Raw genomic sequence first — 25,339 nt, forward strand, 5'->3', positions numbered from 1 at the left:
ACCTGATATACGACAGGCATCATCTAGCAACGCTTGTATTGCCGCAGATTGCGAATCTGACAACGCATAACTTTGTGTTGCGAATCCTGAGGATAATATAAATATCGTTAACACAAAAACAATAATCTTTTTCATAAACTCTCCTTTTTGGAAAATTATAAGAGAATAATATAAATAACCTCCTTTTACAACTACGAAACTAAATTTTAATTTATCTTTCTATTCACCTATATAATATCAAGTAATTGTGAAGAGTTACACTTAAACGAACAGATGCGTTAGTTCAATAAGAAGTAAACAACTTTATTATTCATTTTTTAAGTATTATATAAACAGATGGATGTAATTTGAAACAACTTTAAAGAGCCTTATTACGTAGAATGTAGTAAGGCTCTTAGCTTTTAATAATCAAAATTCAATAACTTTATTATTATTACTATTATACAATAAATAAGTAGAGTTTTTCCTGCAGTAACTTCACATAATTTTTTATACATTACTGTCCACGATGGTGCATCGTGGACAGTTTTATTAGTAATACCATGAATGGAGGTTGCTTCAGCTGGAATATTTAGAAGAACAAAAACGTTCCGCTAAACAAACTTCATTATTCCTTGATTTAGCTCCTGGAATTGGAGAAGTAAAACAAGGTATACAGCTCTTTACGGGCGAGGAAATGTTTACTCATGATAAATATGCGCCAAGTGACTTTGTATGGGGAACACTTACTGCAGTTACTGGTGGTACCACAAAAGTAATTGGTCGTACCTTTGGTAAACTAGGCGATCTGGAGAAAAATGCACACAAACTTGGTAATGTAACAAAAAATGTATCAACAGGTTCTTTCGATGTAGCAGCCTTTGATAAAAAAATCGCAAAAATGAATATAAATGAAAAAGCCGCTGAAATAAAAATAGCCTCAAAAGGCATTGCTGAGCAAAATGGTTGGAAAAAAGACTCAAAACTGAGCAGAGTAAATAAAAGGGACGTATATGTTGATTCAAAATCCAATAATCTTTATGCTTTAGATACACAACATGGTAGATTTGAAGTACTTAATAAAAAGGGGAAACATCAGGGAGAAGTAGACTTTAATTTAAACTCAACGAAACCTGCGGGACATGATTTGAAAATGGGTTAAGAAAGGATTCATATATGAATGAATTAGTAAAAAAAGCAATACAACATTTTTATGTAAATGGAGCTGTAAATGAATATTTACTTAGGTGTGAAAATAAAATTGAATTACCTAAAGAATTAACTGTATTTATTCATAATGCACACATTCAAACAACACCTGTCAACATTGATGATATTTGGCCAGCAGAAAAATATGTATTCGATTTTAAAACATATAAGAAAGAGAATTTAAATATTTACTACAGCAGTACTTTATTAATTTCAAAATTGGCACCTGTATTTTACTTACAGCATGAATTTTCAGTTGACTGTCCTGGCGATACGTCACTCATGTCAACTTTAGATGGATATGACATACAGCCCTATACGAGTCGGCAATTGGAATTTGACCAACAAGTTATTCAATCTTTAACATCGAAGAATTATACACAACTATCCTATGCAGAAGTAAATGAGGTTGTAATGAACCTCAAATTCCCAGAGGGGGTAACAATTTTTGGACCTCAGGTGACTGTAGAATACGCTATGTTTCATGATGTACTTGATTTATGTCCAGAATAATAGTCACTACTTCATATAGTAAATATACTAGTTTCATACGGTGCAAAATAAACATCGTATGAAACTATAAATACACTACCTATAAAATAAGTTAGGAATACTCAAGTTGAATATTAAATATGATGAATACGAATTATTGGAAATTTTCGAGAGTGAACCAGAAGATTATTTTATTCCTGGTGCAGGTGCATATAGATATAGTAAAATAGACAAACTGGGATTTGAATTAGTAATGATTATGTGTTATTACGAGGAAACTGTTGAATTAAAAATGTGTTATGAAAATAATTGTATATTTGAAACCAATATGGATTTGGCTAAACGAATCTATACCCGCAATGATTCATTGTATGTCCAAGGTGGCGTAGGAAACAAAACAATTGAAGTGAAATTCAAACCACATTTTACGATTCAAATAGAGGAACTCTAAAACATAAAATATTAAAATGACATAATATACGTTTACCTTAGTTCTTTAGGTAGTTAGGGTTTGACATACTAACTTAAAAGAAAAATGTTGAGCAGTTCATCTTCATTATACATCAATATATCTGAATTAAAGATGCAATTTTGCATCCAAACTTCTGCAGCATCAATTACATGTTACCCTCAAATATAGCAAAAGGTGACCAAGATAATAATTTTCGTTTTGAAGAATTCAAAAGTGTTAGCAGCCATACTAATGAATTTAATAAAATAAGGAAATTTCTATGACTTCTCTCTTTTGCTTTATTCGAACTTTGTTTGAATCTATTTATATGACCATCTTTAACCAAGTATAGCTTTTAAAATCGACACTTTGTTTGTAGTAAATAATACATAATTTTGTTTTACAGTTCTAATTAATATACGATCAGTTGTCGCATATGCAGTTCCGATACGGATTGCACTTGGTTCTTCAACACCCGCATAGGTAGCATCTTCGGTAACCTCAATCACATCACGTAATGGAATCGTGACCTCCGCAAATTGCCATGAAATAATTAACTCTTCTTTTGTTTTTTTGACATCAATACCTAGCATTATACCAAGACCTTTCTATAATAGAATGCTACACTTCTTATCTTATTATAAAAATTTTTAGATTATTTTTCTACATGTATGAATAGAACTGATATTTTAAGGGTGTCAAAAGAACGGGAAGATATACTATCAATCTATTAAGGAACACGTTATGAAGAAAAGTTCACAGGGAATTAATATGGATTTGATATGGTTGAAGTATGATGAATGAGTAACAGTAGGAGTTGCAGGAAGGAAATGAATGATGAGACTTAAATTAGTAGCAACCTTAACTTGTATAGTAGTAATGTTAGGTATCTTTATCATTTACACCAATATATCTATTGGTAAAGAACCATATAAGACAAACCATGAAACTAGTGAAAACTCCATAAATAAAGAAAAAAATAGTAAGCAAAATGGGACTTCAAATAAGATAGCAAGTTCTTTTGCTAGTGTACAGGCTGTAGTAAATAAGGAATATGGTTTACCCGAAGACTATATGCCAGAGGATTTAGTTGTCCCAAATGTACCGTTTTCATTTAGTGGAACGGTAGAAAAGAGTCATCTTCGTAAAGAAGCAGCGGAAGCGTTAGAAAAACTATTCCTTTTAGCTAAGCAGGATGGAATCCAGTTGAATGCTGTTTCAGGATTTCGTTCCTATGAGTATCAAAAAGGCCTGTATGCCAACAATGTTAAAAAGAAAGGGCAAGAGCATACGGATCGCTTCTCGGCAAAGCCTGGACATAGTGAACATCAAACGGGATTAACGATGGATGTTTCTTCTAAAAGTGCAAATAATGAGCTAGAGCTAACTTTTGCGAATACGAAAGAAGGAAAATGGCTGAAAGAAAATGCGCATCGTGCAGGTTTTATTATTCGTTATCCAAAAGGTAAAGAGGGTATTACTGGATATGCTTATGAACCGTGGCATATTCGCTATGTAGGAGATATTGCTGAAAGTATATATAAGAAAAAACTGACTTTAGAAGAATATATGAATCTGTGAAAATAGAATTAAAGAATTAAATTTGCTAGCGATAGCAGTAAGAGTGTAAAAGATAGGGGTATGAAACAAGGTATTTCTTAATTCTCTTAAAGGGTATGTCATGGGATTGTAAACGATACTACTATTTTAGAGATGAAAGATGGCGAGTAATATCTTTACAGTAATGTGAGATGTAGGATCTTGCGTCAGGTGCAGAATGATAAGCATTAGGTTAATATATGATAGAAGTCAGAAAGCAACGAAAAAGAATATAAAGATTACGTATTCAATTTTTTACTAAATAACAGGGCATCATTCTAATTAGAATAATGCCCTGTTATTTTTAGCATAATCTATTGAATTACTCTTTCAATTTTAGGCATTACAGCAATTGGTGGTAAAGATTTGGTCCATGCAGCAGCATAAACATTTAACTGTTCACCTAAAGTGTAACTTTCACCATCTGAAATAGGAACCCTTAAAATCTTATTTTGATTTACTAACTCCCACCAATCATTTTGGTAAGCGAGAGCTTCATCTTTTGTAGATGTAGAAGCAACCACTAAATAATTGTTTTCTACTGAAATGACATATCCAGTAAAAGGATCTTGTTCTTGTTTATGAATAGAATAAATAGGTGCAGTGCTTACAGACGCCTTATTAGAATCTGCAAATGCCGGTGTTAATCCAAAAGTAAATCCACATCCTAATGTTAAAGCTGTTACGGTTGCAACGTTTTTCTGCAACCAACCTCATATCTTCAGTTTTCAAAGAGTAATCTGTACAAGTATATGGTAGCAAACATGTTGTCTTATGCCAACCGACATTCATCTCCCACCTAAAATTGGTGTTTTACCCTTCACATTTTTGAGGAAGGAGTCTTCTGTCGGAAAACGATGAAAATAAGATAGTTACTGTTGGACAGATAGTAAATTACGATTAATATACTAGGTCTTACGAGCACGATAAAAAATATATAACTTCATAAAAAGAACTCCTATGTTACTTAGGAGTTCTTTTCGGATGAAGTCAACAAATTTATAGAATGTGGAACATTAGTTTGTTTTTTCAACAATAGGAGAAATAGCCTTCGCAGGAACACCAGCAAGTAAAATAGGGCTAAACTCAAAAGATGCAGCATAAATGTTCACCGTATCACCAATTACAATATCTTGTAATACTTCGGTTGAAGTTTCAACTTCATAAGTTATGTTGTTACTTGAAACTAAGATTGAATTATCAGATTTCCCTGTAACATTTCCATTGATTTTTTTGTATTGATTCTCTAAAATATTTTGTTCATTTCCCTTTTGAATAATCGCGTTTCTTGCCTCGAAAGGTAAGTCCATTAGAAGAATAGGGGCCATTTCAAATGCCTGAGCATAAACATTTACTGTATCGCCTATCTGAATGTTTGGTAATACTTTTGGATTAACATGGGCACGAATGGTTTGATTTTCACTTGAAATTTCTAAGCTATCTTCGGATTTTTTTGCCACTGTACCAGAACGTTTTTTTAGTTGTGCTAAGAGTTTTTGTTCTTTATCTTTACTCATTACATGGTTTTCTTGTTGTTTGTTAGATTCTTCGTTTATTTTAGAAATAGAACTTACATCAGTGTAAAATACAGTTTGCCCATAGATTTTTTGATGTTTCCATTGATCTTTGTTAGCAACTTTAACTTTGTCTCCGTTTTTAAAGTTAGAGTTACTACCATTCGGGAAGTCTATAGTAACTTCTTGACTATTGCCATTAGCATCTTTATATGCAACAGTCACATAATAAGAGTCTGTATTATTTATTACACCAACTACAGCATTTTCTTCTTTCTTTGTTTTGTGGTCGATTTGATCAGACTTTGCAATAAATTGTGCAGCCTCTGCACGGGTAATTGGTCTATTAGGGGACCAGTTTTCTCCATCTTCAGTGCCCTTAGAAATTTCTGTTTGTATTAAGATATTTGCATATCTTTCTCCCCAATGTCCTTTTAAATCCTCAAATGTAGTTATACTATTTTTAGTAACTTTATTTTCTAATTTATAAGCATTTGCCACCATTGAAGCCATGGATGCACGATTAATCAAACCTGTTGGAAGGAAGTTACCATTTCCATCTCCTTTAATAACACCTGCTTTTTCAACAGCTGCAATGTATGGTGCTGCCCAGTGGTTTTGAGCATCTTGGAAAGATGGTTTAGCATTCTTATTAATTTCTAATCCAAGCATTATAGCCATTATTTTGGCAGCTGAACCGCGGTCAATTGTTTCAGCGGGGCAAAAGTACCATCGGGTTTTCCATGTAATGCGCCTTTTTCAACTAGGTAATTTACAGAAGGGCTTGCCCAATTTGGGACATCTGGAAATTTATGAGTATTTGCAAATGCACTAGATGAGTAGGATAGTAGACTTCCAGCAAGAATTCCTGTAGCAATTAATTTGTATTTCAAAATGTAACACTCCTAAAATAATATTACAGCTGGGTAAATCTATCATTTATAGTGAATCTTATAAGTAATATGACTTAGTTTAAAGAATAGAGTAGGTTGGCAAATTCACTATAATACAGGTAAATAATAATTAGTTAATTTAAACTATTATTTCGAAAAAAATCTATAGAAATACACTTATAATAAGGACTATTTGATATATTTACCAAGATCGTGTAACCAGTATAGTTACTTATATGTACGAGTGTCAATTAAAAAAGAATTACATTTTTGTAAGATAACCATGTTAATAATATAGTAAGTAATTATTATATAAGGTGAATAATTACTCATTATAATAGCTATAAGGATGAATAAATTTATTTTTAATCCTATGTAGTGAGAGGGCTCTCTAGATAAAAAAACTTACTTCGTGAAAAAGTTACTTGATATATTATTAACCTTATTACCTTACAAAAGTGTAATGATCTTTTTGTTGACGTTCTTTAAAAGTTGTAACTATAATGATTACACGCTAATTGATAATGGAAATCAGTTAGTGAATAGATATGATTGGATATGTTTTAGAATATGAAAAAAGTCATCTTAGCTGGTGCATTAGGATTTGCAGCATTAACGGGAAGTAATATACCAGGAGTAGATTCACTAACAGCAAGTGCAGCTGTACAAGAGTTCAACACTACAGTTGAGGGGAAAGTAATAGAAGTACAGTCAAAGTATTTTATCATTGAAAGTAAAGAATTAAATGAAAGTGTAACTATTTATACTGATTTTCAAGCAAATGCAAAACTAGGTGAATATGTAAAAGTAAATAGTAATGGTCCATTACTTCAAAACGCATTTACTACAAGCTTAACGGCTAATTCTGTTGAGCATTTTGAATTAGCTCCTGGAAACTATGAGAAATATACAGTAGGGCATGTAAGTGAAGTTTCTTCTAATGAGTTATTAGTTACATATATAGATAATAACGGAAATCCAGAGGATCTTCGTGTGCCTCTAAAAAATACTCATAACTTTAAAGTTAATGACTTAGTGAAAGTAGAAAGTGATTTTTGGGCGAGATCCATACCACCTATAGCTGTAAATGCAAAAGTAGAAAAAGTTAAAACGCAAATTAATGATTATAGTACTAGTACTAAGTCTTTAGAAAAAGAAGGTACAACATTGAAACCAGGAATGTATGAAAAAGAAGATGGTCAACCTAATTTTGTAATCGGTGAAATTACAAAAATAGACAAAGATTATACCGATTATGTAGCTGTCAAGTACCCTTCTAAAAATGGGAAAAATGATGTTGTTTATGTGGACTTAACACAAGGTCAACAATTTAATATAGGTGATATGGTTCGAGTAGATTTTCATGATGGATCTAATTTCCATGGAATGGATAAAACAACGTATGACCATATCCAGAAAATTAACGATAAAATTAAACAGAATACAAATAAAGAGCAATGGGTTTGGTCTTGATTTTAATAAAATAAAATTATCTATCTATAATGTATATACCAATTCAAAAAGTCTTGTAATATGTTACAAGGCTTTTTTGAATTAGTTACTTTAAAACATTATCTTCTGTTTCATTTTTATTAGCTGCTTGCAAAAATGTCATATTTCTGTCGTGGACACTCATTCATATAAGTAACTATAATTGCTCCATCAATTGGGTATATGTTACATTTATATAATTTCTCAGAGATACATGTTTATATAATGATTGTCCTGTTTATATTCTTTTGACTGGAAAGTCTATACATACACTTAATTTCGTGGAATTTTTTTATAGAGATATAAAAACTTTTTTTGTTGATAATATTTAATGCATCTAATCAGTATAAGCCTTTCTGTAATCTATTAATTTTGGAATCATGATGTTAGCATTGTCCAATCCATTTGAAAGCATGCTAGAGTACTAGACATATTTGTGGTTTTTATGAAAAAAAGATGCAGAGAATTATGGTGATTTATCATTTTCCGACAGAAGATTCCTTTCGTTTTATACGGTTAGAAACATTCTATAATTGTTGAATATTAACAGGTGTAATTTGAGGTTACTTTATTTTGAAAGAAATCTTTTGAAATGGTCATAATAGGAATAATAATTAGAAACAAATTTAATAAAAAATGATGAAAGACTTAAGAAGGTGAATATATTGCGTAAACATTCACATGTGCAATTTTATGTATTGATATTGGCTCTAATAGCTTATTTAAGCTTTTGCTTTATATTTTTATTTGTTTTTCCGAATCAGTATTTTGTATCAGATTTTAATATACGACTCTCATCTTTAGTTGTTGAAACTATTGTACTTATTTCATTACTCTATTCTATAGTATCCAGAAAAGTTAAGTTAGGAGTGTTTTGGGTTTGTATTACTATTGCAATAGGTTGTTTCTTGATAGGGAATTTTTTATCTGCTTTTCAAGTACTTAATATAGAATTACCAATACAAAATTTTAATATCTCTGATGTATTTTTGTTGTTTTTCTTATTCTTCTTTCTCTTTGCGTTCTTTTATAAAATCATGATGGAATGTAACAAATGGGAAAAGGCGTATTTGATTTGTGATTTATGTATTGTTGTTACTGCTATTTTCACCTTAGAGTGGTACCTATTTAATAAACCTTCTGCAAATATTTTATTCTTATCAATTGGAGATGTTTTTCTTTCATTTATTTTCCCAATTATAGATCTATTGCTTCTTTTACTAGGAGTTAGCCTTATCTTTCGACCAGCAATTTTTAATGCGAAAAGTAAATTATTTATTTTCATCTTAGTATTAACTGGATTGTCTATTACGGACTATTTATATTTCTATTTACAAGATGATTTATCATATCGTTCACTCATATTATTAAGGTGTTTGTATAGAGTTTTTCTATTATTTATTGCCATTGCCGCTACTATCCCAAGGAGTGCATCTTCTAGAAGAAATTATTTTATTATTAATCCGACATTTGGAAAGAAACTTCTTGTCATATTTCCGTATCTTGCAGTTGCAATCTTAATTGGTTTTACTTTAAAAGAGCAAACTTCTTCAGCTACACTGATTATGGGCAATTGTATTGCCTTTGTATTTGTACTGATTCGTCATACAATTGTACGAATGCAAAACAAAGATTTAACCGAAACATTAAAAGTGTTTAATAATCAATTAGAGCAAAAAGTATCTCAAAGAACAGCAGATTTAATAAAAAAATCTAATGATTTGGTAAAAAATCAAGAGAGGTTTAAGTCCTTATATGAGTATCATCCAGATCCTATATTAACAATTGATCCAAATGGTATCGTATTAAATATAAACAAGTCTGGAAGTATATTATTAGGAAAAGATAGTGGTGCATTAATAGGAAAAGAGTGCTTCTCTATTTTTTTAGATGAAGATAAACTTGAATTGGAAGCAGCTCTAAAGAAGGGGAAACGATGTAGTTCGTCTTCATTACAGTTACGTGTGAAAAATAATAATGAGAAGGATGTACATTTTTGGTATGTCACCATTGTTCCTATTATGATAGCAGGACAAACTTTTGGGAGTTATGTAATGGTAAAAGACATAACAAGGATGAAGCAACAACAAGATAAGATAAACTATCTAGCATTCCATGATATAGTGACGGAGATTGGAAATCGAATATTCTTCCAACAAGAATTAGAAAAATCCATTAAGCGTGCACAAAAAACGCAAGGTGAATTTGGACTCTTGTATATAGATTTAAATCGTTTTAAGACCATCAATGATACAATGGGACATTCAATTGGTGACAGTGTTTTAAAAGAAGTTGCTAAACGTTTTAGGACATGTCTGTCACCGTCTATTCCTCTAGCGAGAATAGGGGGAGATGAGTTTGCAATCATTGTCCATAACCAAACAGAGCAACAGCTATTGGATTTGTGTAACCTTCTATTTCGTATAACCGAAGAACCATTTGTAGTAAATCATCATAGTTTTTACTTATCTCTTAGTATAGGAATAGCAGTGTATCCATTTGGAGGAATAAATACTACTACACTTTTACAACACGCTGATATCGCTATGTATAGCGCAAAGGAAAAAGGTAACAATGCTGTTTGTATGTACGATGAGACATTATCTCGAAAAATAACAAGACGATTACAATTAGAACAGGATTTATCGAATGCAATTGAAAATAATGAGTTGTTTTTATTGTATCAACCACAAGTTGATAGTAAGGCAGGTAAGGTTATTGGTGCAGAGGCTTTAATACGTTGGCAACATCCAGAGCTTGGGCTAATTTCACCTTTTGAGTTTATACCTATCGCGGAAGAAACGTCGCAGATTATTTCAATTGGGAAATGGACATTACAGGAAGCGTGTCGGCAACTGAAAGTATGGCATTCTGCGGGCTATTCAAATTTAAAGATGGGGATAAATTTATCAGCTATAGAGTTTGAACAGAAGGGCTTTGTTCAAACAGTCATATCTATTATAGAAGAAGTAGGGGTATCAGCTAACTCGATTGATTTGGAATTAACAGAGCGTATTGCCATGGTAGATGAAAAAGAAACTTTATCGAAGTTAAAAGCATTAAAATCATATGGTGTACATTTATCAATTGATGATTTTGGTACAGGATATTCTTCATTAGCGTATCTACCTTTGTATCCAATTGATACTTTGAAAATTCCAAGAGAATTTGTGAATAGGATTGGAACTTCAAATGATGGAGATGGAATTATACAAACTATTATTTCGTTAGCTCATACTTTAAATATGAAAGTAATAGCAGAAGGGGTAGAAACGAAGGAGCAATTAACAGTGTTACAACAAAATGCATGTTATCTAATTCAAGGGTATTACTACAGTAAGCCTGTAAATGAAGATGAATTTATTAATTTTTTAAATACGCCACAAAACAAATAAGTCAAAAAAATATATATGAATTAAAGTGAGAAGACGTTCTACTCATATGGAGTAGAACGTTTTTCTTATAATTATTTTCAGCAGATATGCCGTTAGGTTTCTGTTTTTGAGAGTAAATTTAGTATTCATATTCCCAGTATTAGATTTATTTTGAACTACACGCTTATTTAAGTGAATAAAAGTTAGAATAGTTAAGGAAAAGGATAATTTTTTTATTAATTAACATAATTTTCGAAAATAAAATCTGCGGATGTTAATATTTGTTATACAATATAGTTGTCAAAGTACTACCCCTGTAGTTTCTATGATGAATCGGTAAGATAGTTTGTTTGTCCCATATATTCACGTGATATAAAAAAACTTGTAGAGATTCCTGCAAGTTCTTTTTTTAAGGATTAAATGTGAATCTGAAATAAAGTAACGATTTTTTGAGGGGAGAAAAGTAAATGTTTATAGAAGCAAAAAGATTACTAATACGAAAATTTGAATTCAAGGATTGGGAAGCTGTTCATGAGTATACATCAGATAGCAATGTTATGAAATACATACCTGAAGGGGTTTTTACTGAAGAAGATACAAGAAACTTTGTAAATAAAAATATGGGTGAAAATGCTAAGAACTTTCCTGTGATACTAATAGATGAAAATATCCTCATTGGTCATATTGTTTTTCATAAATATTTTGGTGAACATACTTATGAGATTGGTTGGGTATTCAATCCTAAATATTTCAATAAAGGATATGCTTCTGAAGCAGCACAAGCTACATTGAAATATGGGTTTAAGGAAATGAAATTACATAGAATTATAGCTACATGTCAGCCAGAAAATACCTCATCATATCGAGTGATGGAGAAAATTGGAATGAGGAGAGAAGGCTATTTCAAGAAGTGTATACCCCATGGAAATGAATGGTGGGATGAATATTATTACGCTATTTTAGAAGAAGAGTAGTTTTTCAGAGCGCATTATTTAAATCAAAATTACAATTTAAATTGTGCTATCGGTTTTTGAAAATCGCTTGGTCTATAAAATCATTAAAATGTGGATGGTGCACCATGCTCATCAAGCTAATATTATATAAGTTTAATTTCATATAATATTTTTTCTTTTTTCTAAAGATCCAGTGTAAGTTCTTTAAAAATTTGCATCCTAAATAAACCCTAACGGGCTTCAGATTTTTGATTACGCTACATGATTGTGGGGCATAGAAAAATTATATACGACGCCTAAGATATCAAAGACTGTTTTCTTCTCATACCTATGGGATTTTCGTCCGTTTTTCTGTAAGAGATTAAACAGACGAAACAATATCTTTGTTAATTCTTGGGTGTTTTTTTGTAAAGATTGATAAAAAATATTTCTTAATTTTAATATTTAAAACTTGTGTATACGTGTTACAATGAAGTCCTCCAATTTATTTTATTCTTCTATTTAGAATTTATGGTTTAGTTATCCCTTACAACAAAATCGACCGTAGTGAATGATTCATGAATAGAGTGATGCATTTCGAAGGGTTCAAAGGCTGTTAAACATAATCATGTAAAGAATAAATTTACGTAGTTAAGTTTTAGAGAATTTATAATGGTAAGGATTTCATCCGATTGGAATAGCACTAAATTAAATGAAGGTTATGTTTCATCTATTTTATTGGGAACAACTCGTAGCTTTAGAATTGCTGAAAATGAAAAGATAACATATTCGAAAGGAGGATAGATAAAACGCTGACTGTGAAATATAAATCGCAAAATAAGAAAGTACAGATAATAGGATGTAATTATGGTTTCATTTCGAAAGGTACCATAAATGAATGTGGAAAAAATAAAGGAGAAAAATTTAAATAAACTATATCAGTAGTAAAAATGAAAGGGAGAAGCATCTAGTGTTTAATATAAAAGAAAGATTGGAACAAATGAAGCTTAAAACGAAGTTGTCTATGGCATTTATTGCAATATTAATTATACCAAGTCTTATTGTAGGAGTATCGTCTTATGATAAAGCAAAAACAGATCTAAATGAAACAATTCTACAAACTGCGAAAGATAATGTGAGTATTTTAAATAAGATAGTTGATGATGAATTAGAAAATAAACATGTAGATGTAACTCATTTTGCAAAGATACTTACACAAGGTGATTATAACGCTGACCAATTGCAAAATATGCAAGGTAAATTTGATCAATATATACAGTTACATCCAGAGATAGAGACAATTTATACTACATCCAGTAATAATCAATTTATTCATGCACCCGTTGGAAAAATACCTGAAGGATTTAACCCGTTAGAAAGTAGTTGGTATAAGGATGCAGTAAAAGCTAATGGAGAGATTATTGTTTCGTCTCCCTATAAATCAAAAGCTACAGGAAATATGGTAATAGCAATTGCAAAGCAAAATGCTGATAAAAGTGGTGTCATTGGTGTGGACTTGAATATTGATGATATCGTAAAAACTTCTAAAATGATCAAAATAGGAAAACAAGGCTTTGTATCTATAGTAAGTCAAGATAAGACTATAGTTGTTCATCCTACACTTAAGCCAGGTGAGAAATTAGAGAAATCATTAGCAGATGAACTATACAAGAAAGAAGATGGAGTAATTACTTATAGCCTTAATGGTGAGGATCGAAACATAAGCTTTAAAACAAACAAAAAAACAGGTTGGAAAATAGCTGGTGTAATGCCTATTAAAGAAATTGAGGAAGCTACCAATCCTATTTTTTATAAAACACTCACTATAATAGGGGCTTCATTGTTGTTAGGTGGAATTGTAATTTTCTTCATTCTTAAATCTATTATTAATCCATTAAGACAATTAGTTATTTCAGCTCAAAGAATTAGTCATGGAGATTTAACTGAGAAAATAAATATTCGTTCAAAGGATGAACTTGGTCAATTAGGTGGTAGTTTCAATACAATGGCAGAGTCGTTACGTAATATTATTTCTCAAATTAACACATCTGCAGGACATGTGGCTGCTTCGTCTGAGGAACTAACTGCCAGCGTAGAGCAAGCAAGTATTGCGACAGAACAAATTACAAAAGAAATGGAAGACATATCGAATAGTGCAGAAGTTCAAAATAATGAAGTGGCGTCTGGAGCGAAATTAATTGGTGAGGTAACGCGTAACATTCAATGCGTAGCTGATAATGCTTCTGAAGTATCGGCCTCATCCTTATACACAAAACAAAAAGCCAATGAGGGCGAACAATTAGTAGAACAAACTGTAACGCAAATGCAGTCTATCCATCATTCCGTTTCTCAATCCGATAATGTAATTAAATTATTAGATAAGAAATCGCAGCAAATTGGAAGTATATTAGAAGCAATTCAAACTATTGCAGAACAAACAAATTTATTAGCATTGAATGCAGCGATTGAAGCGGCAAGGGCAGGAGAACAGGGGCGTGGATTTGCCATTGTTGCCGATGAAGTCAGGAAGTTAGCGGAGCAATCATCCGAATCTTCAATGGAAATTGGAAGCTTAATTAATGAAATACAAGCAGATGTACATGAGACTGTAAAAGCTATGAATGAAGTAGGAGTTGAAGTGCAGTCGGGAATTCAGGTTGCAAATGATACAAAACAAAGTTTTTATGAAATTTCAAAATCTGCAAATGATATCGTGTCAAAAGTACATGGTATGGTAGAATTATCAAATAAAATGACAAGTGATGCAATGAAAGTCGATACATCAATTAATCAAATATCTATGGCTGTGAAGGAGAATTCTTCAAGTATGCAAACGATAGCCGGCTCATCTGAGGAGCAACATGCTTCTATGGAGGAGATAAATTCTTCAGCAGTACAATTAGCACAGATGGCCGAAGAACTTCAAGAATTAATTGGTGGATTTAAGATATAAGTTCAGATCCTAAGATAGAACCCTAGATAGTGTGTTTAAGGATAGAAGTTAAAAATCTTATAACGATAAAAGGAGCAATTTAATTTGCTCCTTTTTCACTTGAATTCTACATGAAATTTAGTATCAATGATTCCAAATGCAATTTTACATGGGAACGGATTTCTCCCTGTTGAAGCAGCGCACATACATGAAAGTACCCAATATTCCAATTCTAAAAGAAATAAAATACAATTTATCATGTAAAAACGAATTGTATGCAAACTAGTTTATATATATGAAACGTATGTTTGTTATAGTGGAATGAAATTAAAGTGGGAAGAAATAGATGAATTACTTAATATATCTGACAATGAGAGGAACAGAATCACAGTTAACATTCTAGTTGTTTTCTTAGACCTTAGCAGCATTGAGTGTAGTTTTTGAACTTATTGGTATGAATGAAATAACTAAACGTTTAAAAAGTTTAAGAAAGTTACATTTTCGTGGTAAAATATGCAAGGCTATATTGTATAAAATAAGTGCGCTAATCACGATAAACTGGCAAAGGAGTGTGTATTATGACAGAAAATATTAACATAAATGTTAATGCAGGAAGTAGCTATGGACCAGAATCAAAATGGGGACGTCAGTCTTTCTTTGATGGTGGACTTTTGAGCTTCATTGGTTGGAGTATCTTGGGAACACTTATTACAGTGTTCACGTTTGGTATTTGCTATCCGTGGGCGTTATGTATGGTTTATGGCTGGAAAATTAACCATACGGTGGTTGATGGGCATAGAATGAAATTTAACGGTTCGGCAGTTGGTTTGTTTGGTAACTGGATTAAATGGCTAGTTCTTACAGTTATTACACTAGGTATCTATGGTTTTTGGGTTAGCATTAAACTTGAAGACTGGAAAGTCAAAAATACAACCTTCGTAAATTAAGGGGAATTTTGAATAAGTACCTTAAGAGGTAGTATTGTTTTAATGTTTACGATTAATTATAGTAATCATTAAAAGCAATATGTAAGGGTTTATGATTTTAATTTACATATTAAGTGTTCGTAATAATTCACATAAATTTTTATTAGTGATTAATATAGACAAATGATTTTTGAGTTGTCAAAGCTTTACCAAAAAGCAAGTTTGCTCCAGCAGACTTGCTTTTTGGTATTTATTAAGTATGCGAAACCCATCAACGTTCCAAATTAGGAAAATATCAGACAGTACAATAAATTAATAATGATGATTGGAGAAGGTTTTTTATGCTGATTGTGCCTTGGTTAGTAACTGCATAATCCACGCCGACAAGCAAACGTAAACGTATCTACTACTAAATATTTACTTGCTGATGAAAAGAGATAATAAACTCTGTTTGCATGAATAAAAAAGGAAGGTGGATATAAAAACACACTATAACTTCGCACGAAATACCAATTTTACGAATAATAAGATAGTTAAATAAAAATCTAATACCGTATTTAGGGATTTCGAGGTCAATTGCATTAATCTTTGTGTATTGGTATGTGGCTATGTAATCCATACTTTATATAGAAATTATTAAATACTGAACTATTCATTGAAAAATTTCATAGTAAATTACCTATTAATATATAGGATTTTTTCTTATGTTAATCTAATTAATTCCTCAAAATCATGATTAAATTAACTAATACATGTTAGATAACGAATTTTAAACTGTTTTCATATATTCATTTTTTGCATGAATTTACATATATAATTTGTTTTATTTTAAATACATTTATATGTAGTTTTTCCACCATTTTTTTTGGTTAAATACAAATTTCTCACTTAATTATCTATAATTTTTATTTGAGTAAATACATTATTCCTTTCATTAATGATTATATTTTAGTATCTCATAATTTAATTATGTAAATAAGTTTGTGTAAAAATTGAATTTAACGCGAACTTGTGTTCGTATCTATTTTCTGTTATAGTATATATGAGGTGATTTTTATGGACTACAGCAAACAACGTCAAAAATCCGTACATCGTAAAAAATTATACGAAAATCTAAATGAAATGCCCTTTTACATAGAAGAATTTGTGGAGTACAAAGAATTGCATGATGCCTCTCCCTCCACCCTACTGAATTATGTATATGATTTTAGAGTCTTCTTTAATTGGCTATTATCTGAACAAATTATTGAATTAAAGCCCATTAAAGACATATCCTTCTCTGATTTAGAGAATTTAAAGAAAAAAAATGTTGAGAACTTTATGAGGTTTCTAAAACTACAACAAAACATGCAGAATTCCTCTGTTAACAGAAAAATTTCGGCCTTAAAGTCTTTATTTAAGTACCTCACCTCCCTATCAGAGAATGAAGATGGAGAATGCTATTTTTATAGAAATGTAATGGCTAAAATTGAAATACATAAAGATAAAGAAACATTAAATGCTCGTGCAAAACGTATGAGATCAAAAATATTCCATAATGATGATGATCAAGAGTTTTTGAATTACATTAAGTTCGAACATGAAAAATCTTTAACAAAACATCAGTTGTTCTATTTCCTAAGGGATAAAGATCGGGATGTAGCTATCCTCTCACTCTTTCTTGGTAGCGGTATTCGTGTAAGTGAATTGGCCGATCTTCGTATGGAAGATATAAACTTAAAAGAAAGACTAATTGATGTAATCCGTAAAGGAAATAAAGAAGATTCTGTATGGATTACTCCAATGGCATTGAATGATCTTGAAAAGTATATGGAAGTTAGAGATAATAAATATGCTCCTGGGAAAGAATTAAAAAATGTGTTTCTGTCGAAATATAAACATACTGCACAGCCTCTTTCGGTTAGAGCTATCCAGGATATAGTAGAAAAATATACTAAAGCTTATGGTAAAAAAATGTCTCCTCATAAATTAAGACATACATTAGCAAATAAATTATACATGGAAGAAAAAGACTCGCTACAAGTGATGCAGCAACTTGGGCACACGAGTCAAGATACAGCTTTGCTATATACACAACTTGGGGAAACAACTATTAAAGATAGTTTAGGTAGAATAGGAAAGAATAAAGAATAAAAGTTCAGCAATTTTGTATTGCTGAACTTTTATTCTTTTACAGACTTATGGACTTAAACTCTATTTATTATTCGTTTGAATTCCATTTTATTATGTAAAAAATACATAATTTGAATCCTTCTATAATTGGTATATAAGGACTATCTCTTGATGGATATAAATGAAAATTTTAGATTACCACAAGTGTTGTTTACGTTAAATATACTTTTAACGAACACTTCAAAAATGTGAAGTAGACCTCCCCTGTCACTTGTTGTTTGTACAAAGACATGAAAGTCTAAACTTTTAATTTTGGTTAATATTTGAGACCTAACATTCTAAATTAAAATTTTCATCATTTAATTTAATTAAACTAGAATGAAGTCAATACCTTTAAATAACAAAGACGCAAAACATTAACAATTTGTTTTAGGTCTTTATAAAAGACTTTTCATACTAATTCTTCGATATTAAGTGATCTATAGTTAGCGAATATATTCTTATTGCTTTTGTTTCGGAAGAACAATTCTTTTATATAATTGAACTGTAATAAAGTAATAGACAGAATAGATAACTAGGAAAATCAAGATTGGTAACCAAATACGGAAATATGGATCAATTAAGATGAAACCAAAAATCTTCATACCCAATAACACATGTATCATACCTATTATCCCTGGGAATAAAAACACTAAAAATAACTCTTTATAAATGGATTTTGCTAATAATTCATGACGTACTCCAATTTTACTAAGCATTTCATAGCGTACAATATCTTTTGATGAACCGGAAAGAATCTTAAACATTAAGCAACTTGCCATCATCGCAAGGAAAGCAATACCTAAGAAGAACCCCATAAATACTGTTCCGCTGGCACCGGCGTGAATATTAGCATATATCTTATATTTACTAAAGATATCTTCATCCGTGATATCCTTATATTTTACTAGCTGTAGCTCGTCAATCTTTTTCCATGTATCTAAATACTTTATAAAATCATCCGTTTTTCCAATTACAACGGTGTTTTCTTGTTCTGGGATTTTATCGTACATTCTTTGATCTACTATTTTTATAATTTTTCTCATGTTATTTAAATAGGTTGGTTGAAGAGGGACCAAAGCTATCCCCCACTCATTCGGAATAAGAATTGCATTCTCTCCATCTTTTTTTGTAGTTGCTCCTACAGGAAGATTTTGAGACACTCTTTTTACTTTCCCCTTATCCTTTGCTTGCACAAGCGGGCGTTTTTTCTCTAGATCTTCTTTTAAGTAGTAAATATATTTATCGTCTACTTTATAACGGTATTCATTCTTCTCGTTAAATGAAATACCATTTAGAATATTCATTTCATCTGCTGTTGGATTATGAATGACTGTATCGTATATTTCAAGGTTATTAGTTGATTTTATTACGTTATTTTTGAAGGCCATTCCACCAGAAATTGCTCCTGCACCAAGTGCCACCAGCATAGCTACAGTTCCGAGTACTTTTGATAAACTATTAATACGAAAGTTTAATTGTGCAAAGGTAAAAGCATTAAGACCTTTCTCACTATACCTTTTATTACTTTTCAATTTTTTTATAATAAGTGGAAGGAAAGAAGTAAATAACATATAGGTTCCTGCCGTAGTTGTGAGCATCGCAATTAAAGGTCCCTGCTCTTTTAATTTGTTCATATAAATCATGGAAGTATAGCCACTTCCTAATAAAATGATAGCTAGAAATGAAACAATTCCAGTCCACTTACCTTTAATCATTGTACGTTCCGCTGAAGCGTCTGCATGTACAAGTTGTAGAACGGAGATACGTGATAATTTCACACTATTCATAATGGCAGATAACATAAATAATACCAAGAAGAACATACAAGTAACTAACATCGATGGTACATAAAAAGCTTGATAACCACTCGCGGTAAAATCCAGTTGCTTCATAAGAAGTTTACCAATTCCTTGTGAAAGCCCTATTCCTACCGTAATTCCAACTACTAAAGATACTGCCCCAATAATAAGTGTTTCTACAAACATAAGAAATGTAATCTTTTGTTTTTTTGCGCCTAACATCATGTACATCCCAAATTCTTTTTGGCGGAGGGACATTAAGAAAGAATTGGCATAAAGAACATAGAAAAATGTAATGATCCCAAGTAGATATGATCCCACTTGAAAAATCATACCAGTTGAACGAATGGGACCATTATTATTAACAAATGCTTCATTTAATGCTAACGTTTGAAACATATAAAAAATTGAAATTGACATAACAAGTCCAACTAGTAAGACAATATAATCGTTCAGCTTACTTTTTAGTCCTGACATAGAAAGTTTAAAAATCATGATAGTTTTCCTTCCTCTTATCCTTTTTGTGTACCTAAATCTGCAAGTACATCTAAAATGTCTTTATAGAATGCTTCACGTGTACCATCGCGGTGAATTTCTTTAAACAACTCACCATCTTGAATGAATAAAATACGTTTACAATAACTCGCACTATATGGATCATGTGTAACCATCATAATAGAAACATCTTGTTCTTCATTTAAGTTTTTCATTGCTTCTAAAAGACTTGTAGCATTTTTCGAATCTAATGCTCCTGTTGGCTCGTCCCCTAAAATAATAGCAGGTTCATGTACAAGTGCACGTGCTGCAGCAGAACGTTGTTTTTGTCCACCAGATACTTCAGAAGGATATTTTGAAAGAATTTCTGAAATCCCTAACATTTCTGCCACTCTTTTGACTTTTGGGCCAATTTGTTTTGACGGAACACCTTGCAGCGATAGTGGCAAAGCAATATTTTCGTAAACTGATAAATTTTCAAGTAAATTAAAATCCTGAAAAATAAACCCTAATTTTTGAGAACGGAAGTCAGAAAGTTCTCCTTGTTTCATTTTTATGATATCGATACCATCAATTTCAACAATGCCATCCGTTGCCGCATCTAATGTTGAAATTACATTTAATAATGTTGTTTTTCCTGAACCTGAAGGTCCCATGATTCCAACAAACTCCCCCTCTTGAATCGAGAACGAAACATCTCTTAAAGCATGTGACTGATTCCCCCTTTTTTTACCGTATATTTTTTGAATGCTTTTTACATTTACAACTGAATTATTCATAATATTCTCCTTAGGTCGGTACATTTGTTAGTTATTTTTTAGTTTTTCTTTTATTTTTTCAGGAACTTCATTCTCTTTTATAGCCTCAAATTCATAAACATATTTTCCTTTTATATGGAGCTTTAAATAAGAATTTACATAGTCATCTTTACCAGAAGCCCCTACTTTAATGGTGTTTTCATTACCGGATTCATCTACTCCATTTAACATGTAGAAATATCTCTTTCCATCGTGTGCAGGATCAGGTTTTGCCGATTCTTTTGGAAGAGCATACACATCTTTTTCTTTTACTAACGGATTAAATCGGTCTATTGTGTCTCCTCCCGCATAAGTTAATAATCCGCCACCCACAACAACTAATCCCGTTATTGCAATCCATGTTTTTTTCATCTTTCTTTTCCACCTTTCTTTTCTGTGCGATTATATGTGAACTTATTTATTCCTTTAGATTTCAATAAGAACGGACATCTCTCTAACACATGTTTAAATATAAATAGAAATTCTTAATAAAATGTGAGAAAGCTTCTTAATTTTTTCTTAAGAAAAATAGCTACATTGTAAAAAAGAACCCTTATTAACAAGAGTTCTTTTTTACAATGTAGCTATATATTCAATTTGTATCTAGAAATGGATGTCGCATGTTATCCCCCCTATAACGCAGACTAATTAGGGATGCTTTGATTTATTTTCAATATGTTTTTATAATAGTGCATACTTTTAAAACCAATATATTTTATGAAACATGTATTATTATTGGCTAAGTAGTTTAGATTTTCTTGTCTCGAATTCGAAAAGTCTAAACAAAATTTAAGATAATGGCTATTTATCAATGATTTTTCATGCGATATTATTTTAGAGATTCACGTCTTTCTACAGGTATTGTAGAAAGACATGAAAATGGTTACTTTTTAGACAAGAAGGTGGATACATATACTGTTTTATAAACAATCGCTTCTGTAATATCTAAAATTATTACATTAAGAAATATTAGATATATCAATATAAGCATACTGGTATTGTTTTAATTAAAAACTTGTATTAAAACAAGACATTTACTTATTCTATTTAAGTTACCCATCTATTACTTGTAGGGTCTAATTTTCTTTTGTGTAACAAGTGGTTGGCTAATTAGATTGACCACTTGTTACACAAAAGTGTTTTTTATTTCTCAATACGTAGTACATGGAGTTATTTCTCATTTATTGATACGATATTAGTGACATTGAATTTCCTCATAGTAATTTGTTGAAAAGGGCCTGTTTTTTTCATAACAGACCCTTTTTAATATAGGAAATATAATTATTTTACTACTAATGAATATTCACCATTTTTATCATCAAATTTATACACATTCAAATAATATTTCCCTGGTTTTGCTGTATAGTTCCCCTTTATAACATTTCCTTCATCTTCACCACAAACTACGTAATTTTGCATGTCTGATTCATGATAAAGTACCCACGTCATCCCAATATTTTGTTCATTTATTACAGAAATATCTACTTCTTTTGGATTTGTAACATTGAACGTATAAACATCTGTCTGATCAGGAGTAATTAGATTTCCTTTTACAAGGGTATTAAATGGGAGTACCTTCTCCTCTTCGAGGGATCCACCTGTTTGCGGATCTTGTTTTACAGTAACTTTTGTTTGTTCTTTACTTTCTTGTCCTATACTATTTTTAACACTTAGTTCTACAGTATATGTTCCTTTTTCTCCATATACATGGATAGGATTGGCTTCTGTACTTCTTGTGCCATCTCCAAAGTTCCATAGATAAGAAATAATTTTTCCGTCTTCACTTTCTGTACCATCACTATGGAACTGAATTTCTTCATTTATTATCCCGCTATATGGTCCATTCATATTTACTATAGTAGTCGATTTTTCTTTTTCCTCTGTCGCAACACCATGGAAAACAATATCATATTCAAACTGATTAGCTGCATTCACACGATAGTTTACAAAATAGGCTGTAACTGTTTTATAGCCGCTCCACCCTTTTTGGGATAATTGGTCTAAAGTTTGATTTACTTGTTTACTCATCGTCTTCCAATCTTCAGACTCACCTTTTGATATCCCACCAGTGTACGTGCCTTCCACGCTAAATGTGTTAAAGAATTGCGAATCATGTTTTGTAATTTTTGCATCTTTTATATTTGCTACATCTTCAATTTCTTTTTTCACTTCAGCTAACGGCTTTGGTGCGTGTTGTATTAAATAATCATTTGTTACTTGAGGTACATTGTATTTATGTTGATTATCAATCAACTGCTGCATATACGTTTGATATTCTGCATTCAATTGTGTATTTTTGCTTAATGATTCACGATATGCGTCATAATTTTTCACATCGTTTGCGCGGATTAAATCTTGAATCTTATCAAATGTGTCAAATTGATGATTATACAAATAAGACTGTAGTGCAAATGAATACTTATAAAAGTCCCATGATCCATATTTTGCAAACAAAGTCTGCTTAGCTGTATAACGACTTGCTGGATCAGATGATAATCCACTTATAATACTTTTACGTGGAACAACATTATTTGTACGTGTAGATCCTGCAAAAAATTCTGCATTCCCTTCCTGGAACCAAGTTAATCGTTCATTTTGATATATTTCTCCGCTTCCAAATAAACCTGGAACCTCATATCTACCTTGTAAATAATGAGTGAATTCATGACGGAATAACTCTTCTAAACTATAAATACTCTGTTTTGGTGTACGCTCATATGTAAAAAAGGTCCCCTTCTCTTCAATATAAATTCCACCGTTGTTTGTTTCATATCCATATAATTGTCTATTTAATTGATATTCATCTGGATTATTATAAATTACTATTGTTAGTACATCATCAGCGTTCCCTGGTTCTAATGCTTTATCATTTCCAATTACACGATGATATTGTGCCTTTACTTCTTTGGCTGCCCAATACAATCTCTTGATTTTTTCCTCTGTTACTTTATCACCAGTTTTAAAGACAATAGCCCCGTCATCAAATGTATATGTTTTAGGTAAATATTTTTGTTTTCCTTCTTCACGTATTTTCTGTAAATCTACCACATTTCCACTATAATCTTTTCCACCATAGTTTGTTTTAACTTGCTCTACCGCTACAAAATAGGCTTCACTTAGACGAGGATACATACTCATTGCTTGTGTAATAACTTCTAACCCCTTGTTTGGATTACTATGAAATTTCCCTAAACGTCCTGCATAATAAATGCCATTATTAATTAACCAACTATTTTCATTTGTTATATTCCCCACGAGAGCAATTCTACTAATCTCATTTATAAAGTTATCAATCTTTCCATACCACATTGTTTCATTAGGTTTCTTATTCGTATCCTGTAAATAAGACTGTATATCATAATCAATGCCTTTCACAATTTCATATACAGCTTGTCCTTTTGCATAATCACTTACATACGTAGGTAGGTTATCATTATACTGTTTTAAAATCTTTGCCGCATACTGCACCGTTTCAATATCACTAGAAGCATTACTAATTAACTTTCCGTACGATGCAACTACTCTATTTTGCTCAGCTGTACCCAATGTGAAATTCGGATTTTTTGCAATTGCTTTTAATGCTGGTAAACACTTGTCATGGAAGCTTCGGTCTTTTAAGTAGGTTAGCTCATTATTATAATACCCCACATAAAAAGCAGAACGTAATATTTCAACAAATGTCTCAATTCCCTTTGAATCCTCTTTTGTAAAAATCTCCCCTTGTTTTCCCAATTCGTCAATGATAACGTTCATGCGTTCCTTATTTTGATAAAAAGCTTTTGTATCTGGAGTGGATTGGAATAAATCTGTAATTTGATTCCAAGAAATTCTGGATAGTGTATTCATGAGTTCACTATCAGGCATTTTATTTAGTTCTGCCAAAGTATAGCTTTTATTTAATTGTCTTTCATCACGTTTCATAACCGGTGTAGGTCGTTGTGAAAAATCGCCTACTTTTAAACGCTCTTCAAAAGTCAATGTCTCCTCCGCTTTTGTAGCATGTGCAATGTCATCTTTTAATGTTTCTGTCCCAATTGGTTTTATTTGTAACGCATTATACGGTGCTGTTTCCTCTGCTGATACTTGTGTTTGAATACTTCCAAATGATAATGCCATTGTACTAATACCAAGTATCAGTTGAGTAAATTTTAAATTCTTGTTCATGATGTTTCCTCCAATTATATATTCCATCAAAGAATATAACATTTTATGAACGTTTATTATCTGTATATGTAATATTTCATATTGTATTACACGAATTTATAGATGATTTAATTTCATGAGTAACATTACTGAATTACT

16 protein-coding genes and 3 pseudogenes are annotated in these 25,339 nt (G+C 31.3%); 10 read left to right on the plus strand and 9 right to left on the minus strand.

Going from position 1 to position 25,339, the window contains the following annotated elements:
- Positions 1 to 446 precede the first annotated feature (446 nt).
- Positions 447 to 575, minus strand: a pseudogene (locus MR115_RS30375) (3'-5' exonuclease); the annotation flags it as partial.
- Between MR115_RS30375 and MR115_RS26280 the strand changes: the two are divergent.
- The 3 genes from MR115_RS26280 to MR115_RS26290 all read left to right on the plus strand — a co-directional run bounded on the left by MR115_RS26280 (position 554) and on the right by MR115_RS26290 (position 2,131).
- Positions 554 to 1,141 carry a colicin E3/pyocin S6 family cytotoxin gene (locus MR115_RS26280; protein ID WP_242243234.1) on the plus strand — a complete coding sequence of 196 codons (588 nt, stop codon included), beginning with the start codon at positions 554 to 556 and terminating at the stop codon, positions 1,139 to 1,141. The pseudogene MR115_RS30375 and the gene MR115_RS26280 sit on opposite strands and share 22 nt — an antisense overlap.
- 14 nt (positions 1,142 to 1,155) lie before the next feature.
- Positions 1,156 to 1,701, plus strand: a complete 546-nt coding sequence (locus MR115_RS26285) for a hypothetical protein (RefSeq protein ID WP_242243235.1) — start codon at positions 1,156 to 1,158, stop codon at positions 1,699 to 1,701.
- Positions 1,702 to 1,807: 106 nt separating this feature from the next.
- Positions 1,808 to 2,131: a hypothetical protein gene (locus MR115_RS26290; protein ID WP_242243236.1), complete on the plus strand. Its 324-nt coding sequence runs from the start codon at positions 1,808 to 1,810 to the stop codon at positions 2,129 to 2,131.
- A 338-nt stretch (positions 2,132 to 2,469) separates the two neighbouring features.
- On the opposite strand, the gene MR115_RS26295 is transcribed toward MR115_RS26290, so the two are convergent.
- Entirely contained in the window at positions 2,470 to 2,724 is a 255-nt protein-coding gene (locus MR115_RS26295; protein ID WP_242243237.1) for a SunI/YnzG family protein, read from the minus strand.
- Positions 2,725 to 2,968: 244 nt separating this feature from the next.
- Here MR115_RS26295 and MR115_RS26300 point away from each other — a divergent pair, with 244 nt between their 5' ends.
- Entirely contained in the window at positions 2,969 to 3,712 is a 744-nt protein-coding gene (locus MR115_RS26300) for a M15 family metallopeptidase (protein ID WP_242243270.1), read from the plus strand.
- Between the two features lie 332 nt (positions 3,713 to 4,044).
- On the opposite strand, the gene MR115_RS26305 is transcribed toward MR115_RS26300, so the two are convergent.
- Positions 4,045 to 4,437: a DUF3221 domain-containing protein gene (locus MR115_RS26305; protein WP_242243238.1), complete on the minus strand. Its 393-nt coding sequence runs from the start codon at positions 4,435 to 4,437 to the stop codon at positions 4,045 to 4,047.
- Positions 4,438 to 4,746: 309 nt separating this feature from the next.
- Positions 4,747 to 6,137, minus strand: a pseudogene (locus MR115_RS26310) (S-layer homology domain-containing protein).
- Positions 6,138 to 6,707: 570 nt separating this feature from the next.
- Between MR115_RS26310 and MR115_RS26315 the strand changes: the two are divergent.
- The 3 genes from MR115_RS26315 to MR115_RS26325 all read left to right on the plus strand — a co-directional run bounded on the left by MR115_RS26315 (position 6,708) and on the right by MR115_RS26325 (position 11,976).
- Positions 6,708 to 7,610 (plus strand): hypothetical protein, encoded by a 903-nt coding sequence (locus MR115_RS26315; RefSeq protein WP_070806055.1) that lies wholly within the window; start codon positions 6,708 to 6,710, stop codon positions 7,608 to 7,610.
- A 683-nt stretch (positions 7,611 to 8,293) separates the two neighbouring features.
- Complete coding sequence (locus MR115_RS26320; RefSeq protein ID WP_242243239.1) at positions 8,294 to 11,023, plus strand: sensor domain-containing protein; 2,730 nt, start codon at positions 8,294 to 8,296, stop codon at positions 11,021 to 11,023.
- A gap of 446 nt (positions 11,024 to 11,469) precedes the next feature.
- Positions 11,470 to 11,976, plus strand: coding sequence for a GNAT family N-acetyltransferase (locus MR115_RS26325; protein ID WP_000469442.1), 507 nt, complete (start codon positions 11,470 to 11,472; stop codon positions 11,974 to 11,976).
- 231 nt (positions 11,977 to 12,207) lie between these two features.
- Here MR115_RS26325 and MR115_RS26330 read toward each other — a convergent pair.
- A pseudogene (locus MR115_RS26330) lies at positions 12,208 to 12,381 on the minus strand (IS4 family transposase); the annotation flags it as partial.
- A gap of 523 nt (positions 12,382 to 12,904) precedes the next feature.
- Here MR115_RS26330 and MR115_RS26335 point away from each other — a divergent pair.
- The 3 genes from MR115_RS26335 to xerS all read left to right on the plus strand — a co-directional run bounded on the left by MR115_RS26335 (position 12,905) and on the right by xerS (position 17,925).
- Positions 12,905 to 14,887 carry a methyl-accepting chemotaxis protein gene (locus MR115_RS26335; protein WP_242243240.1) on the plus strand — a complete coding sequence of 661 codons (1,983 nt, stop codon included), beginning with the start codon at positions 12,905 to 12,907 and terminating at the stop codon, positions 14,885 to 14,887.
- A gap of 557 nt (positions 14,888 to 15,444) precedes the next feature.
- Entirely contained in the window at positions 15,445 to 15,813 is a 369-nt protein-coding gene (locus MR115_RS26340; RefSeq protein WP_097996460.1) for a DUF898 family protein, read from the plus strand.
- Between the two features lie 1,035 nt (positions 15,814 to 16,848).
- Positions 16,849 to 17,925: a tyrosine recombinase XerS gene (gene xerS, locus MR115_RS26345; protein ID WP_242243241.1), complete on the plus strand. Its 1,077-nt coding sequence runs from the start codon at positions 16,849 to 16,851 to the stop codon at positions 17,923 to 17,925.
- A gap of 479 nt (positions 17,926 to 18,404) precedes the next feature.
- Here the strand turns inward: xerS and MR115_RS26350 are convergent, their stop codons facing one another.
- The 4 genes from MR115_RS26350 to colA form a co-directional block, all read right to left on the minus strand.
- Positions 18,405 to 20,240 carry an FtsX-like permease family protein gene (locus tag MR115_RS26350; protein ID WP_242243242.1) on the minus strand — a complete coding sequence of 612 codons (1,836 nt, stop codon included), beginning with the start codon at positions 20,238 to 20,240 and terminating at the stop codon, positions 18,405 to 18,407.
- Positions 20,241 to 20,257: 17 nt separating this feature from the next.
- Positions 20,258 to 21,019: an ABC transporter ATP-binding protein gene (locus MR115_RS26355; protein ID WP_242243243.1), complete on the minus strand. Its 762-nt coding sequence runs from the start codon at positions 21,017 to 21,019 to the stop codon at positions 20,258 to 20,260.
- A 27-nt stretch (positions 21,020 to 21,046) separates the two neighbouring features.
- Positions 21,047 to 21,409, minus strand: a complete 363-nt coding sequence (locus MR115_RS26360) for a YxeA family protein (RefSeq protein ID WP_242243244.1) — start codon at positions 21,407 to 21,409, stop codon at positions 21,047 to 21,049.
- Between the two features lie 909 nt (positions 21,410 to 22,318).
- Positions 22,319 to 25,201, minus strand: coding sequence for a collagenase ColA (colA, locus tag MR115_RS26365; RefSeq protein WP_242243245.1), 2,883 nt, complete (start codon positions 25,199 to 25,201; stop codon positions 22,319 to 22,321).
- Positions 25,202 to 25,339 lie beyond the last annotated feature (138 nt).

The organism is Bacillus cereus group sp. BfR-BA-01309, from assembly GCF_022664315.1.
GTDB lineage: Bacteria > Bacillota > Bacilli > Bacillales > Bacillaceae_G > Bacillus_A > Bacillus_A mobilis.